11 protein-coding genes and 1 pseudogene are annotated in these 14,220 nt (G+C 61.8%); 8 read left to right on the forward strand and 4 right to left on the reverse strand.

The features are described from left to right. Window positions 1-19: 19 nt before the first annotated feature. The 4 genes and pseudogenes from JF539_RS03255 to JF539_RS03270 all read left to right on the forward strand — a co-directional run. A complete protein-coding gene (locus JF539_RS03255) occupies window positions 20-949 on the forward strand; it encodes a sulfite exporter TauE/SafE family protein (RefSeq protein ID WP_207138911.1) in 930 nt (309 codons plus the stop codon). Continuing rightward, window positions 946-1,731: a TIGR02186 family protein gene (locus tag JF539_RS03260; RefSeq protein ID WP_207138912.1), complete on the forward strand. Its 786-nt coding sequence runs from the start codon at window positions 946-948 to the stop codon at window positions 1,729-1,731. Before JF539_RS03255 ends, JF539_RS03260 begins: the two co-directional genes overlap by 4 nt. Window positions 1,732-1,873: 142 nt before the next feature. Continuing rightward, window positions 1,874-2,974, forward strand: a complete 1,101-nt coding sequence (locus tag JF539_RS03265) for an AI-2E family transporter (RefSeq protein ID WP_207138913.1) — start codon at window positions 1,874-1,876, stop codon at window positions 2,972-2,974. 118 nt (window positions 2,975-3,092) lie between these two features. Next, window positions 3,093-3,401: pseudogene (locus JF539_RS03270) on the forward strand (endonuclease domain-containing protein); the annotation flags it as partial. On the opposite strand, the gene pdeM reads toward JF539_RS03270, so the two are convergent. After that, on the reverse strand, window positions 3,305-4,042 hold the full coding sequence (gene pdeM, locus JF539_RS03275; protein ID WP_207138915.1) for a ligase-associated DNA damage response endonuclease PdeM: 738 nt from the start codon (window positions 4,040-4,042) through the stop codon (window positions 3,305-3,307). The pseudogene JF539_RS03270 and the gene pdeM sit on opposite strands and share 97 nt — an antisense overlap. Continuing rightward, window positions 4,039-6,543, reverse strand: coding sequence for a ligase-associated DNA damage response DEXH box helicase (locus JF539_RS03280; protein ID WP_207138916.1), 2,505 nt, complete (start codon window positions 6,541-6,543; stop codon window positions 4,039-4,041). The genes pdeM and JF539_RS03280 overlap by 4 nt, the downstream gene beginning before the upstream one ends. Window positions 6,544-6,828: 285 nt before the next feature. On the opposite strand from JF539_RS03280, the gene JF539_RS03285 reads away from it, so the two are divergent. The 3 genes from JF539_RS03285 (at window position 6,829) to JF539_RS03295 (ending at window position 9,360) form a co-directional block, all read left to right on the forward strand. Next, window positions 6,829-7,896, forward strand: a complete 1,068-nt coding sequence (locus tag JF539_RS03285) for a ligase-associated DNA damage response exonuclease (protein ID WP_207138917.1) — start codon at window positions 6,829-6,831, stop codon at window positions 7,894-7,896. Then, the gene (locus JF539_RS03290; protein WP_207138918.1) at window positions 7,886-8,329 is read left to right on the forward strand and encodes a nuclear transport factor 2 family protein; all 444 of its coding nucleotides are present in this window, start codon (window positions 7,886-7,888) and stop codon (window positions 8,327-8,329) included. The genes JF539_RS03285 and JF539_RS03290 overlap by 11 nt, the downstream gene beginning before the upstream one ends. Before the next feature lie 344 nt (window positions 8,330-8,673). Further along, window positions 8,674-9,360 carry an OmpW/AlkL family protein gene (locus JF539_RS03295; RefSeq protein WP_207138919.1) on the forward strand — a complete coding sequence of 229 codons (687 nt, stop codon included), beginning with the start codon at window positions 8,674-8,676 and terminating at the stop codon, window positions 9,358-9,360. 232 nt (window positions 9,361-9,592) lie between these two features. Here the strand turns inward: JF539_RS03295 and JF539_RS03300 are convergent, their stop codons facing one another. Continuing rightward, on the reverse strand, window positions 9,593-11,131 hold the full coding sequence (locus JF539_RS03300; RefSeq protein ID WP_328809193.1) for a diguanylate cyclase: 1,539 nt from the start codon (window positions 11,129-11,131) through the stop codon (window positions 9,593-9,595). A gap of 228 nt (window positions 11,132-11,359) precedes the next feature. Between JF539_RS03300 and JF539_RS03305 the strand changes: the two genes are divergently transcribed. Continuing rightward, complete coding sequence (locus tag JF539_RS03305) at window positions 11,360-11,779, forward strand: hypothetical protein (RefSeq protein WP_207138921.1); 420 nt, start codon at window positions 11,360-11,362, stop codon at window positions 11,777-11,779. A gap of 238 nt (window positions 11,780-12,017) precedes the next feature. Here the strand turns inward: JF539_RS03305 and JF539_RS03310 are convergent, their stop codons facing one another. Beyond that, entirely contained in the window at window positions 12,018-14,081 is a 2,064-nt protein-coding gene (locus JF539_RS03310) for a DEAD/DEAH box helicase (RefSeq protein WP_207138922.1), read from the reverse strand. Between the last annotated feature and the right edge of the window lie 139 nt (window positions 14,082-14,220).

A 14,220-nucleotide genomic window follows, 5' to 3' on the forward strand; every position in this document is an offset into this window, starting at 1 on the left:
TCTGTTCCGGCGTAACCCAGTGCAACTCTACCTGCCCATAGCCGAGATTCCGGTGAATATCTTCGTGATATTCGGCATGGGTGGCGCCGTGGGCTTCTTGTCGGGCCTGTTCGGCATCGGCGGCGGTTTCCTGCTCACGCCGCTCCTGATCTTTTCCGGCATTCCCCCGGCCGTTTCCGTGGCGACGGTCACCACGCAGGTCGTCGCCTCTTCCGCATCCGCGGTGGTGAGCTACTGGCGGCGGAAAGCCATCGACCTGAAATTGGCGACGGTCCTGCTCGCGGGCGGCGTCCTGGGATCCCTGATCGGTGTGATCCTGTTCCAGGTGCTGGAATCGGTCGGTCAGCTCGACGTGGTCATTTCGCTATCCTACGTGACGTTTCTGGGCGCAATTGGCGGCCTGATGCTGTTTGAATCGGTTCGCGCGATCAGGCGGCGCAAACTTGGTACGGCGCCGAAGGCCCGCAAGCCGGGGCAACACAACTGGATTCATGGTCTGCCGCTGAAGATGCGGTTCCGCCGCTCAAAGCTTTACGTGAGCGTCATTCCCGTTGTCGGGCTGGGCGCCATTATCGGCTTTCTCGGCACGATCCTCGGTATCGGCGGCGGCTTCATGATGGTTCCGGCGTTGATTTACCTCCTGCGCGTTCCGACCGGCATCGTCATCGGCACCTCACTGTTCCAGATCCTGTTCACCATGGCCGCCGCCACCATCTTCCATGCCATGGGAACGAAAACGGTCGACATCGTTCTGGCGATAACCCTGATGGTTGGCGGCGTGATCGGCGCGCAGTTCGGGGCGCGAATGGGTCAGAACCTGCGCGGCGATCAGCTCCGGCTCCTGCTGGCGCTTCTGGTGCTGGGCGTCGGCATGCGTTTCGCGGTCGATCTGCTGTTGGTGCCGGACGATCTTTACTCGATCGCCATCCGCAAGGGGGCAGGGGCATGACGCGCCTGGTCCTGATCTTGTGTCTCTTGTTGACTTCCGCCGCCGCCGGCGCGGCGGGGGCCCAGGAACGCAACCGGACACTCGTCACCGCACTTTCATCCGACATGGTGTCGATCCAGTCGAATTTCACCGGAACGGACATCGCCATATTCGGTCAGGCAAGCGATATTCAGCGTCAGCCCAACGCACCCGGCGGATACGATCTCGTGATTGTCGTGGAGGGGCCACCGCAGGACATCACCACCCGCCGCAAGGGGCGCTTTCTCGGGGTCTGGGTCAATCGGGAGGCCGAACGCTTCCAGGACGTGCCTTCCTTCTATGCGGTGGCCAGCACCGGTCCCATTGGCGATCTGGCGGACCGCAGCCTGCTCGACGAACTCGGCATCGGCCTCAACCACATCAACCTTGCTGTTTCGGGCAGCTCCAACGTCGCGCTGGCCGACCGGGACGATTTCCGCAAGGCCTTCGTCCGGCTGCGCCAGGAAATGGGTCTTTATTCGGAAAAGACCTCCTCCATCGAGTTTCTCACCGAAACCATGTTCCGCACCACCATCCCGCTTCCCGCGAATATTCCGGTCGGAACCTACAAGGTTAAAAGCTCTCTGTTCCATCAGGGAGAGCTGCTGTCGCAAACGCAGCAATCCCTCGCCGTGGCCAAGATCGGCTTTGAGCAGATCACCTTCGAACTGGCCCAGGATTTCCCGCTGTTTTACGGTCTGCTCGCAGTCAGCCTGGCCATTTTCACGGGCTGGCTCGCCGGCGTGATCTTCAAGAAGGACTGACTGCGGCTTCCTTCGCGTTTTTCATGCACAGACTTGGGGAAAGTGCCTGCGCGGATATTTGGGCCCCTTCATTAGAGTGGAAGTCTGTTGACGCTGAGGTATGCTCGGCTCCGGCACTCAAACAGCCGATGGCGGGGACAGCATGGCGGACGAGATTTCAAACCGGCCTTCCGGTAACGGGCCGGGCAAACCGGACCCGACGCTCGATGCCAGGGTGATCGACATCGCCATCCGGCTCGGGGTTCTCGGGCTGTTCGCCTTCTTCTCGCTGCAGCTGATCGCGCCGTTCTTCGTTTTTCTGCTGTGGGCGGTGGTCCTCACCGCCGCGCTTTGTCCGGCCTACGCCTGGCTTGCCGGCAAACTCGGCGGCCGCAAGGTCCTGTCCGCCGTCCTGATCACTCTTCTGTGCCTCGCCATCGTCATCGGCCCGGTCGCCGTCCTGATCGCCAGTCTCGTCGAAACGCTGCACGACTGGTATCTGACGCTGGCCGACGGTGCGTTCGAGCCGCCTGTCCTGCCCGTGTGGATAGCCGATCTGCCGGTGATAGGGTCGAAAATCGCCGCTTTCTGGCAGGAGGCCGGCCGGAACCTGGAGGCTTTGATCGCCAAGCTCGGCCCGAAACTGGTGCCGGCCGGCGGCAAGGTCTTGAGCCTCCTGGCGAGCCTGAGCGGCAGCGTCCTGTTCTTCATCGTCTCCATCGTCATCGCCGGTTGCCTGTTCGTGCCCGGCCCCGCGCTCGCAAAGGGCGCCAAACGCTTCGCCGACCGCATCATCGCCCCGCGCGGGGCGGAATTCGTCGACCTGGCCGGGGCCACGATCCGCAATGTTTCGCGCGGCGTGATCGGCGTCGCGATCATCCAGGGGCTCCTGACCGGCATCCTCCTGATCGTCTTCGCGGTGCCCTTCGCCGGCGTTCTCACCTTCGCCGCCCTGATCCTTTGTATCGTCCAGATCGGCCCGGCGCTGGTCATCGTGCCGACCATCATCTGGGCCTGGACTTCCTGGGAGTTCGCGCCGGCGCTCCTCTTCACCGTTCTCATGGTGCCGGTGATGCTGGTCGATAACGTGCTCCGTCCCATCCTGATGTCGCGCGGCCTCGACGTGCCCATGCTGGTCATCCTGATCGGCGTCCTCGGCGGCACCATCGCCTACGGCCTGATCGGCCTGTTCCTCGGACCGGTCGTTCTGGCGGTGTTCTACGAATTGGTGACCGCCTGGGTGAAGGCGGGGGAGGAGGAGTGAAGTCCTGTTAGGCCGCGAAAGTGAGCAAGAACGGACTTTCCCGTTTCCGGATGGCTTTGCCCCCTCACCCTAACCCTCTCCCAATGGGAGAGGGGACAGCGCCGCATTTGCCGATTTTGTCTGTGTGGACGCAAAGCTCATCGTTGAACTGGATGGCAGCCAGCATGCCCAAAACCAGGCCGCCGATGAAGCTCGAACGAGTGTGTTGAGGTCATGCGGGTATCGGATCGTCCGTTATTGGAACTCCGATGTCCTGGCAGAAACAGAAACGGTCCTGGAAGATATTTCAGCGCATTTGGACATGCGGAAGTGGCCGATTGGACCTCCGCCTCAATCCCCCACCAGCCGGCTGGCCGTGAACGGGAACAGGCGGTCGTTGCCGAGCAGGAAGACGGAGAACTGGCGGCGGCGGAAGATCATGCCGTAGGCTTCGTCGGTGACGTTGAGCCCGCCGGTGAGCGCGCCGAAGGCGGGCAGGACGAGGCGGGTGCCGTCGGTGGCGAAGCAGGGGCGGCGGATGGAGCGGCCGAGCCGGCGGACCCTGGCCGCCGGATGCAGATGACCGCAGACCTCGCCGGCCGTTTCGCTCGTGCCAACCGTTTCGACCGGCTCGTGGCGGAAGGTGAGCGCGCCGAAGCGCACTTCGTCGACGGTTTCGCCGCACAGGCGCACCGGGGCCACCGGATCGTGGTTGCCCGTGACCCAGATCCATTCCCGGCCGAGCTGCAGTGTGGTCAGCATGGCCCGGTAGGGGGCGGGCAGGCGGTCGGAGCCGTCCGCGTCGTGGAAACTGTCGCCGAGGCAGATCACACAGGCCGGATCGAAGGCATCCATGACGCCGGCGAGTTTTTCGAGCGTCGCCCCGGTGTCATATGGCGGCAGCATGACGCCGCGCCTTGCATAGCTTGACCCCTTTTCCAGGTGTAGATCGGCGACGACAAGCGTGGATTCCTCCGGCCACCACAGCACGCCGCTGTCGTGCAGGCCGACAAGCTGGCCGTTGATCTGAATGTCATGACACACCGGCGCGGCGACATATTTGCGCAAATGTGACGTGAGTGCACTCATTCCATAGCCTCCGAAACCAGGTCTCCTGCCGCAGCCTCCAGAAGGGCGTCCATCGCTTCCCCGTAAACCGGCTCGCGTCCTATTTCGAGGAGAATGGGCACCGCGAGGGGAGAGACATGCGGAAGACCACTATGGGTGATTCGTCCGCGAATTCGGGCAAGAAGTTCGCCGAGGCGCGAGATATCCAGAAGTCCTTCCGCGGCGTCGTTCCATGTGGCTTTGAGTAATAGATGGTCTGGTTCATGGGCGCGTAACACATCGTAGATGAGGTCAGAGGAAACGGTTACTTGCCGGCCGGTCTTCTCCTGTCCCGGATGACGGCGCTCGATCAGCCCGGCAATTACGGAAACATTACGAAATGTACGTTTCATGAGGCTGGACTCCGCGAGCCAGGCGTCGAGGTCGTCGCCGAGAATGTCCTCCTCGAAGAGCGCGTCGAGCGGAATGCGGCCGGAGGAGAAGAGCTGCGACAGGTCGCCGAGACCCCAGACGGAGAGCGCGTAGTCGTTGGCGACGAACCCCATCGGCCGCGCTCCAAGCCGTTCCAGCCGCTTGGTCAGAAGCATGCCGAGTGTTTGATGCGCCAGCCGGCCCTCGAACGGATAGCAGACCATGTAGTGCTTGTCCGCGCGCGGGAATGTCTCCACCAGAAGACCGTCCTTCGACGGCAGCAGTGATTTTTCCTTCTGGATTTCAAGCCAGTCCCGGACCTGATCCGGCAGTTCGCGCCACGAGCCGGGCGTTGCCAGCATGGCGCGCACGCCTTCGGCCAGATAGGTGGAGAGCGGGAACTTGCCGCCCATGTAGGACGGGATCATCGGATTGTCGGAGTGGGTGCGCGACACATAGGCCTCGTTTTCCCGCATGGCCTCGAAACGCACCACTTCGCCGCCGAACAGGAACGTGTCTCCGGGCGTCAGCTGCTCCAGGAAATACTCCTCCATTTCGCCGAGCACCCGTCCGCCGCGCCCGACCGGAGTGCGCCGCCCGTCCGCCTTGGATCGCACAAGGCGCACCTTCAGCATCGGCGCCTCGACGATGGTGCCGACATTCAGCCGGTATTGCTGCGCGATCTTCGGATGGGCAATGCGCCAGAGCCCGTCCTTGCCCTTCCGGAGCTTGGCGTATTGCTCGTAGCTCTTCAGCGCGTAGCCGCCGGTGGCGACGAAATCGACCGCCTTTTCGAAGGTTTCCCAGTTCAGGTGGCGGTAGGTCTCCGTCGAGCGGATTTCGTCGTAGGTGGCGGCAAGATCCAGCGGTGCGGCACAGGCGAGGCCCAGAATATGCTGGGCGAGCACGTCGAGCGCGCCCTTGCGCAGGGGCGGCGTGTCCTGGTCGCCGCGCCTTGAGGCCGCAAGGGCGGCCTGGCACTCGAGCACCTCGAACCGGTTGGAGGGCACGAGAACGGCCTTGGAAGGCTCGTCCATGCGGTGGTTCGCCCGGCCGATCCGCTGGGCAAGGCGGCTCGCCCCCTTGGGCGCGCCGATATTGACGACGAGGTCGATGTCACCCCAGTCGATCCCCATGTCGAGCGAGGAGGTGGCGACAACGGCGCGCAGCGACCCGGCGGCCATCGCCGCTTCCACCTTGCGTCGCTGGCCGACATCGAGCGAGCCGTGATGAAGCGCGATCGGCAGCGTGTCGTCGTTTATGCGCCAGAGTTCCTGGAACACCATCTCCGCCTGGCTGCGCGTATTGACGAAGAGCAGCGAGACGTTATGCGCCTTGATCAGGCTGTAAATGTCGGAAATCGCATAGCGCGACGAATGCCCGGACCAGGGAACCCGCTCCTCGGAGTCAAGGATATGAATGTCCGGCCGCGCACCGCCGGAGACTTCCACCAGATGGGAAAGCGCCCGCTGGCCCAGATCCGGCTGATCGACCAGATAGGCTCTCAGATCGTCCGGTTCGGCGACGGTCGCCGACAGGCCGACCGTGCGCAGCCCCGGCGCCAGACGGCGGAGCCTTGCGAGCCCGAGCGCCAGCAGGTCGCCGCGCTTGGAGGTCACCAGCGCGTGCAACTCGTCCAGGATGACGGTCTTTAGGGAGGAAAAAAGCCGCTCCGAAGCCGGGTCGCTCAGAAGCAGCGCGATTTGTTCGGGCGTCGTCAGGAGAATATCCGGCGGGTTGAGCTTCTGCCGCTGGCGCTTGTGGGAGGGCGTGTCGCCGGTACGGGTTTCGAGCCGAACCGGCAGGCCCATTTCGGCAACCGGGGCCTCGAGATTGCGGGCGATATCGACGGCAAGCGCCTTCAGGGGAGAGATATAGAGCGTGTGGATGCCGTTCCCGGCCTGGCCGGGTTTTCGCTTTCCGCGCGCGTCCAGCTCCACGAGGCTGGGCAGAAAGCCCGCCAGCGTCTTGCCCGCCCCGGTGGGCGCGATCAGGAGCGTGGAATGGCCCTGGCTCAGATGATCGATCAACTGCAGCTGATGAGGCCGCGCGGTCCAGCCTCTCGAGGCAAACCAGGTCTGGAAACGGGAAGGGAGCAAGGCGGCGTCCATGGGATCTTTCTAGGGCGTTTCGCACCGTCGCAAAAGACGTGAGCGGCATCATGAGGCGTTCAACTCGCGTTCATGGACCCTGTGGTCAACGAGGCAGGGGTTCGAAACGCGAAGGCGTTCATGGCATATTCCGATACCGGTGCGTTTGGCGCCTTTGTATTCCCTGTCTTCGGCCGCTTCGCCCGTGACCTCAAACACGCCTGCTGTCAGCAGGCGGATGTTGTCGCGGAGGCACAGCTCCCCGCGGCCATGGTAATTTCATCGAACACACTTATCTAACCGCCGATGTCCGATTTGCTTACATTGACGCCGGAAGGCCTTTTCTGTCCCGAGGGGGGCTTTCACATCGATCCCGTCCGGCCGGTCGAAAAGGCGGTGATTACCCATGGTCACGCCGACCATGCCCGCTCCGGTCACGGCGCGGTCCTTGCCACGCGCCAGACGCTCGACATCATGTCGATCCGGTATGGCGAGGATTTCTGTGGAACGTCGCAAGCGATCGCTTGTGGCGAGACGCTCAAGATCGGTGCGGTGGAGGTCTCGCTTCATCCGGCGGGACATGTGCTCGGCTCCGCCCAGGTGCTCCTGAGGACGGAGGCCTCGCGGACGGTGGTTTCGGGAGACTACAAGCGCCAGAAGGATCCGACCTGCGCACCGTTCGAACCGGTGCCTTGCGACACCTTCGTGACCGAAGCGACCTTCGGCCTGCCGGTTTTCCGTCATCCGCCGGCCCGGCAGGAGATCGAAAAGCTTCTGTCTTCCCTCGACCTGTTCCCCGGCCAGACCCACCTGGTGGGCGCCTATGCGCTCGGCAAGGCGCAACGGGTGATCGCGGAATTGCGCGCCGCGGGCTACGAAAAGACGATTTACCTGCACGGCGCGCTGGTAAAGCTGACGGCCTACTACAAGAGCCAGGGCGTGGATCTCGGCCCCGTCGAGCCGGTGGAAAAGAGGGGCAAGGAGCTTCAGGGCGAAATCGTTCTCTGCCCGCCGGGTCAGCTCACCGACCGCTGGGCGCGCCGTTTCGGCGATCCGGTCACGGCCATGGCTTCGGGCTGGATGCGGGTTCGGGCAAGGGCCCGCCAGCGCGGCGCCGAACTGCCCCTGATCCTGTCCGACCACGCCGACTGGGACGATCTGTGCCGGACAATCGAAGAAACCGGAGCCGGACAGATCTGGGTCACCCACGGCGCCGAGGAGGCGCTTGTGCACTGGTGCAATTTAAATGGACGAAACGCCCGTCCGCTCAATATGATCGGGTACGATGACGGAGAGGACGCTGACATGCCGGATGGCGCTGGGGCTGACGGGAGCCCGGGTCGGGTCCTTGGAGGAGATGGTCATGTCGGATAACGGTGAATTTGCGAATGCTGGCAATGGCCAGACCAATGGGGCCGGTTCCGGTCCCAACGGCGACGCGGAAGAGGCGATTGCGGCGCTGTTCGACGATTACCAGGCCGGTTTCAACGATTACGACGTCGACCGGATCTGCGATTGTTTCGCCATGCCGGCCATCATCTGGCAGCACGACAAGGGCCACGTCTTCAACGACGAAGAAGAGCTGATCGAGAACATCGAGGCGCTGTTGAAGGCTCTGGAAAAGGAAGGTGTGAGCCACTCCGATTTTCAGGTCGTCTCAAGCCATGTCAGCGGGTCGGCAGCGCTGGTGACCCTCGACTGGAGCCAGGAGACCGCGGACGGAGAGGCCGTCTTCGAATTCACCTGCCATTACCAGCTGATCCAGGACGGATCGGACTGGGTGATCGGCGGCGTGATCAACGAGTAACGGCGGCGGGGCAAGACCTCAAAGGCCGGAATTTTGGGCCCGCATCACAGCGGTCGATACTGACTGCGTGCGTCAGACGGGGCCCTCACACCTGGGGTCCAACGCCCCGGCAGACAGAGCGCCGGTGCCGAGAGGTGCCTTGCTCCCTTCGGACGGCATAGTCATTGTCGGTCTTTGTTTCCCGTTGTTTCTCGCTCTGTGGTTAATTTGTTACACTACAAAAGGCTGACGTTTAGGCAGTTTCACCAAGTCGCCGCTTGATTGATTTGAGTCAATGTTGGTCCCCGACACGAGTCCTACCGACAGTTTTGCAACAGAATGTAAAACGACTCGTGGAGAGCGCGATGAACCGAAATAAAATCAGAGTGTTAGGCGTCCTGGCCGCAACGCTTGCGCTGGTGCCGGGCTATCAGGCCATGGCAGCGGATCTAGGCACCGGAGAGCCCGCTCCGGCAGTGCAGCCTATCGCGAAAAAGAGCCCTTGGCAGGTTCGCGTCCGCGCTCTGGGAGTGATCACCCAGGACAGCGGCTCCGTCGATGCGGTTCCTGGCTCGGACTTGTCCTATTCCGACACGGTCGTTCCCGAACTGGATATCAGTTACTACTTCACCGAAAACATCGCAGCCGAACTTATTCTGGGTACGACCTTTGCGAATGTAAACGGAGAAGGCACGCTGAGCGGACTTGGGAAAGTCGGCAAGACCTGGCTGCTTCCACCCACGTTGACGCTGCAGTACCACTTCACCAATTTCGGTAATTTCAAGCCTTATGTGGGCGCCGGTGTGAATTACACGATCTTCTACAATCAATCCGCCGACTCGGCGGACGACCTGCACATCGAGAATGCATTCGGCGCTGCGGTGCAGGCCGGTTTCGATTACATGCTGGACGATCACTGGGGCGTCAACCTCGATGTGAAAAAGCTGTTTCTCGAGCCGGATTTCGACGTCACCGTCGCAGGCAACAAACTGCACGGTACGGCCGAGCTCAATCCCTGGCTGGTCGGCGCAGGCCTGACATATCGCTTTTGAAGCGGCGCCCGGATAGGCGAAAGCACTGGGAATGAAGAAGTCGGAGCAGGACGGGGCTCCGGTATCGCCTCCCGTGGCGTTTTGCGAAAACGGCCCGGGAAAAGGCAAAACTCGCCTGCGCGATTGTGGTTCCGGTTTGGCGTGAGCACAGACCGGGACGACGAATGAAAGTGCAATCTCAGGGTCTGGTGGTGGAAACGCGGCACGTCAGTCCCATTGCGGGCGGCTTGCTCTAGCTTGCCACCTTCGTGGAACTCTTCTTGGCTCGGTACATCGCCAAATCGGCGTTCTTTATCAGGGCTTCAGCAGTGTCCGCATCGTCGGGATAACAGGCAATTCCGATGCTCACGCCGATCTTGACCTCGTTGCCCATGACTTCCAGCGGTTTCGAGATTTCGTCCGATATTCGCTCGGCGCAAACAAGGGCATCTTTCTCGTCGGTATAGTCCGTGATGATGATCGCGAATTCATCTCCGCCAAGCCGGCTCACGATGTCGTCGTGGCGCGTGCATTTTCGAATAGTCGCGGCCACGACGCGCAGCAGGTCGTCACCGACCGGGTGACCGAAACTGTCGTTCACGGGTTTGAATCTGTCCAGATCCATGACAATCAGGGCGAACTTCCGGCCTTCCAGCCTCGCGATTTCCACGTTTTGTTCCAGACACTGACTGAAATGGGCGCGGTTGGAGAGCCCGGTCAGATAATCCGTCATCGCAAGTTGGCGGACCTTTTCCTCCGATGTCTTCAGGCGGGTGATGTCGGAATGGGTCCCGGACATGCGCAAGGGTTTGCCGTCCTTGGTCCATTCCACGACCCTGCCCCGGTCCAGCACCCAGACCCATTTTCCGTTTTTGTGCCGCATCCGGACTTCGCAGTCGTAGTGGTCTGTCTCACCGGAAAAAACCTCTTCCAGTTTTTCCCGTGACTGCTTCAGATCGTCGGGGTGGGCGCGGTCATGCCAGGTTTCGACACTGGTCGGCTCGAGCTCTCCCAGCGAAAAGCCGAGCATTTCCGCCCATTTTTGGTTGAAAACCGCTTCACCGGTCTGAACGTTCCACTCCCATGTCCCGACATTGGTGCCGAAGAGGATCTCTCTTTGCCGCTGTTCGGCCTGGAGCAGGCGCTTGTGCGCCAGATAGCGTTCCAGAAGCAGATAGGACAAAAGGGCGAGAAAGGCGCCGAGCGTTCCGATCAGACCCAGCATCCAATAGTTTCCGGCCTTGTAGGCCGCCGATAGCTCGGCGGTTTTTTGATCGACCAACTCCTCAAGGCGGAACCTGTAGTGCCGCAATTCCTCCTGGCGTTCGCGATCCTCCGAGATATCGTGAACGATGGAGAGCAAGGCCAGCCGACCGTTGTAGTCCACGGGTGTCGAGTGGACTTCCACCGTGCGAATGGAGCCGTCGGACAGCTTGTGACGGAAGATGAAGAAGTTCCTGTTTTCCTGTTTTGCAAGCTGCCGCTCGGCTTTCACCTGATCCGGGGTGAACTGGTTGATGTCCTGAATGGGCATGGTCCGCAGCTTCTCGCGGTCGATGCCGTAAAAATCCGCCGCCGCCTGGTTGGCGTCCAGGATGGATCCGCTATCCGGGTCTATCAGAAGCATGATCGCGCTGTGGTTGGTGAAAACCTGTTCGTAAGGAAGACTCGTTTGTGCCGTGGCGAAAGCCGGAAAAAGAGCGGTTGCAAACCAAAGTTTTATCGTGAAATATGACAGTAGTCGCAGAAGTTTCATAGCGCTTGGATTATTAAATTTAGGACATGAAATCATATTTTTTCTAATATTCAATAAAGAATATCGCTCAAATATTTTCAAGACATCATGCTGATGAAATTTTGGCAATATTCGGTGCTATACTTTATGCTAAGGCCCATTCATTGGGCGCGGTTGGTATTACGACAGGCGGCGTGGTCGATAATTTTTGCTGGAATTCGTCCGGGTCTTAAGTCCCGCTTCGGTTCGAATTTGTTTCGCTCGATTTTTTGGAAAGGGCATTGAATGCGGAAATTGTTCGCAACGGCACTTGTTCTGGCGGGTTTGCCCGCCAGCCAACTGGCCGCACAGGGATATGGGGAGCTTGGCGGCTACTGGGCCATGATCGGCCCCGAAGACATGTACAATTCCAGAGGCGTGCGTTTGACGACCCTTGGAGCGGTTTTGCAGCAGGACAGGGCGAATTTTCACCGCTTCGGTGTCCGCCAGCAAGGAGACGAAAGCGATCCCGTTTTCTTCGACAGGGCAACCCGCGCGCGGCTGCCGGCGCTTTACCAGCAAAGTTACAAGGTGCCCGAGCTGGAGGCCATGGTTCGATCCGGTCAACCCTTCAGGGTCTATGTCTTCATCTGTGGCAGTGGGGGCAGGCCAACCAACATCGCCGTTGTGCCGGAGTGGATCGGCGATCACTCCGGGTGCTTTTAAGCGGTTCGGACACCGGGGATACCGGACCGTATTGGCGATTGCCGGACGACCCGGATCGTGAAGCCGTCCGGCAAAAGGCCGGAGGACCTTCGGATGCGTCGGTGTCCACGCCGGGTGAAAGGCGGAACACCCGTTGTCCTGCAGGTTTTTGCATGCTTCGCCATGCCCCTCTTCCACTTGGAGAGTGGGGCCTGGCGGTGCCGTGCGTTTGCGCCTGACCTCGCGTCGGCGGCTCTCTTTACGTCTTCGCCTTGGCGGCCTTCCGCTCGGCGCGGGAGGGTTTGTTCTTTTTAGGGGCTTTCTTCTTGGCCTTGGCGGTTTTCGGCGCGGAGCGGGGTTTTGCAGTCCGTTCGCGGCCCTCGCCAGCTTTGTCATCGCGCTCTTTGCGCCGGGGTTTTTCTTCCGCACCGTCCAGATCGCGCGCCAGCGCTTTCATGTCCAGGGGCTCGTAAGCCGGATGATGCGGAGCCGCCTCGTCGTCGCCGAACCGGCGTTGCTTGCGTCCGCGCGGTGCATCGGCCGCGCGCGTCCTGCCCCGTGACTGACGGGCCGGTTTCAAACTGTCCTCGGCGCCGAGCTCTTCATAGTCGGGCGCGTTCGCCCGGGGCCTGCGCTGGGGAGCTTTGCCGCGGCTCGGACGGCCGTAGCTTTCCTTAGGGGCAGTCGGGACCTGACCGCCACGCGCATCCAGAAGCGTGATGGTCACGTTGTCCTCTCCGGAGCCTTCCCGCTTGATGACGTCGGCAAAGCGTTGCGCGTGACTTCCGGCGATCTCGAAGTAGAGTTCGTTCTGAAAGATCTTGATTGCGCCGACTTCCTTTTTTGTGACATGGCCGGCGCGGCAGATCATTGGCAGGATCCAGCGCGGTTCGGCCCGCTGCTTGTGCCCCAGGGACAGGGAGAACCAGTAACTGTCTTCGAACTTGGCGGTGATTTCCGCGCTGCGGCCGCCGCGCGATCCGGCATCCCGGCCCTGCATGGCCGTCTCGTTGAGGTCGGAAATCTCCTCAGGTGCCGGCAGGCGCGCTTGGCGCAGCTTCACGAAGGCCGCGGCAAGCTGCTCCGGGCTGTGGAGCGCCAGCAGTTCCTGCGCAATGGCCCGGTCTTCTTCCTCCAGTTCGGCGTTAAACACGGGATCGGCAAGCAGCCGCTCCTTGTCGTTGGCGCGGATCTCGTCCGCGGTCGGGGCGCCTTTCCAGGTCGCCTTGATCCCGGCGAAGTGCAAGACGCGCTCCGCCTGCCGGCGGCGGGGGAAGGGAACCATCAGGACACAGGTCCCCTTGCGGCCGGCCCGGCCTGTACGGCCCGACCGGTGCAGGAGGGCTGCCTTGCCGGTGGGCAGATCGGCGTGGATCACCAGGTCCAGGTTCGGCAGGTCGATGCCGCGCGCGGCGACATCTGTCGCGACGCATACACGGGCTCTGCCGTCCTTCATGGCGGCAAGGGCGCTGGAGCGCTGCTCCTGGCTGAGCTCTCCGGACAGAGACACGATGGAAAAGCCCCGGTTCGCGAGCCGGGACGTCAGGCGGCTGACGGCCTCGCGGGTCGAACAGAAGATGATGGCCTTTTCAGCCTCATGCAGGCGCAGCACGTTGATGATCGCGTTTTCCCGCTCGTTCGGGGCGACCGGATGGGCGACATAGTCGATATCGCCATGCTGTTCGCGCGCATTGATCGTTGACAGGCGGACGGCGTCCTTCTGGAACCTCTTGGCTAGTTCGGCGATCGGCTTTGGAACGGTCGCGGAAAACATGAGGGTCCGGCGTTCCTGAGGGGCGGCGTCGAGAATGAACTCCAGGTCCTCCCGGAAACCCATGTCAAGCATTTCGTCGGCTTCGTCGAGAACCACCGCGCGCAATTCGGAGAGATCCAGCGCGCCGCGTTCGATATGATCGCGCAGACGGCCCGGCGTTCCGACCACGATATGGGCGCCGCGCTCCAGGGTGCGTCGCTCCGTGCGCGGATCCATGCCGCCAACACAGGAGGCCGTCACGGCGCCGGCCTCTTGATAGAGCCAGGTCAGTTCTTCCTTGACCTGAAGCGCAAGTTCGCGGGTCGGCGCGATCGCGAGAGCGACCGGTGCTCCGGCCTTTCCCAGATGCTCCTTGCCCTGCAACAGGGTCGAAGCGAGCGCGAGCCCGAAGGCGACTGTCTTGCCGGATCCCGTCTGCGCGGAAACCAGCAGGTCGGCATCGACGGGGGCGTCGTTCAGGATGGATTCTTGTACGGGCGTGAGGCTCTCATAGCCTCGTTTCGCCAGCGCGGCCGAAAGGGCCGGGGCGAGCAAAGTCATGTCGGTCATAGAAATCTTTCAACTGCTCCGGGTCATCTGCGTGCCAATCAGCAGTCTACCGGACGGGGCGCGATTGCAGCATCCCCTGGATCGCGCGGCTTATACAGGGAAAAACAGTCTCCGTCCATCTCTGGTTTGGGTGGCTTTT

The organism is Roseibium aggregatum, assembly GCF_017309185.1.
Classification (GTDB): Bacteria; Pseudomonadota; Alphaproteobacteria; order Rhizobiales; family Stappiaceae; genus Roseibium; species Roseibium aggregatum_B.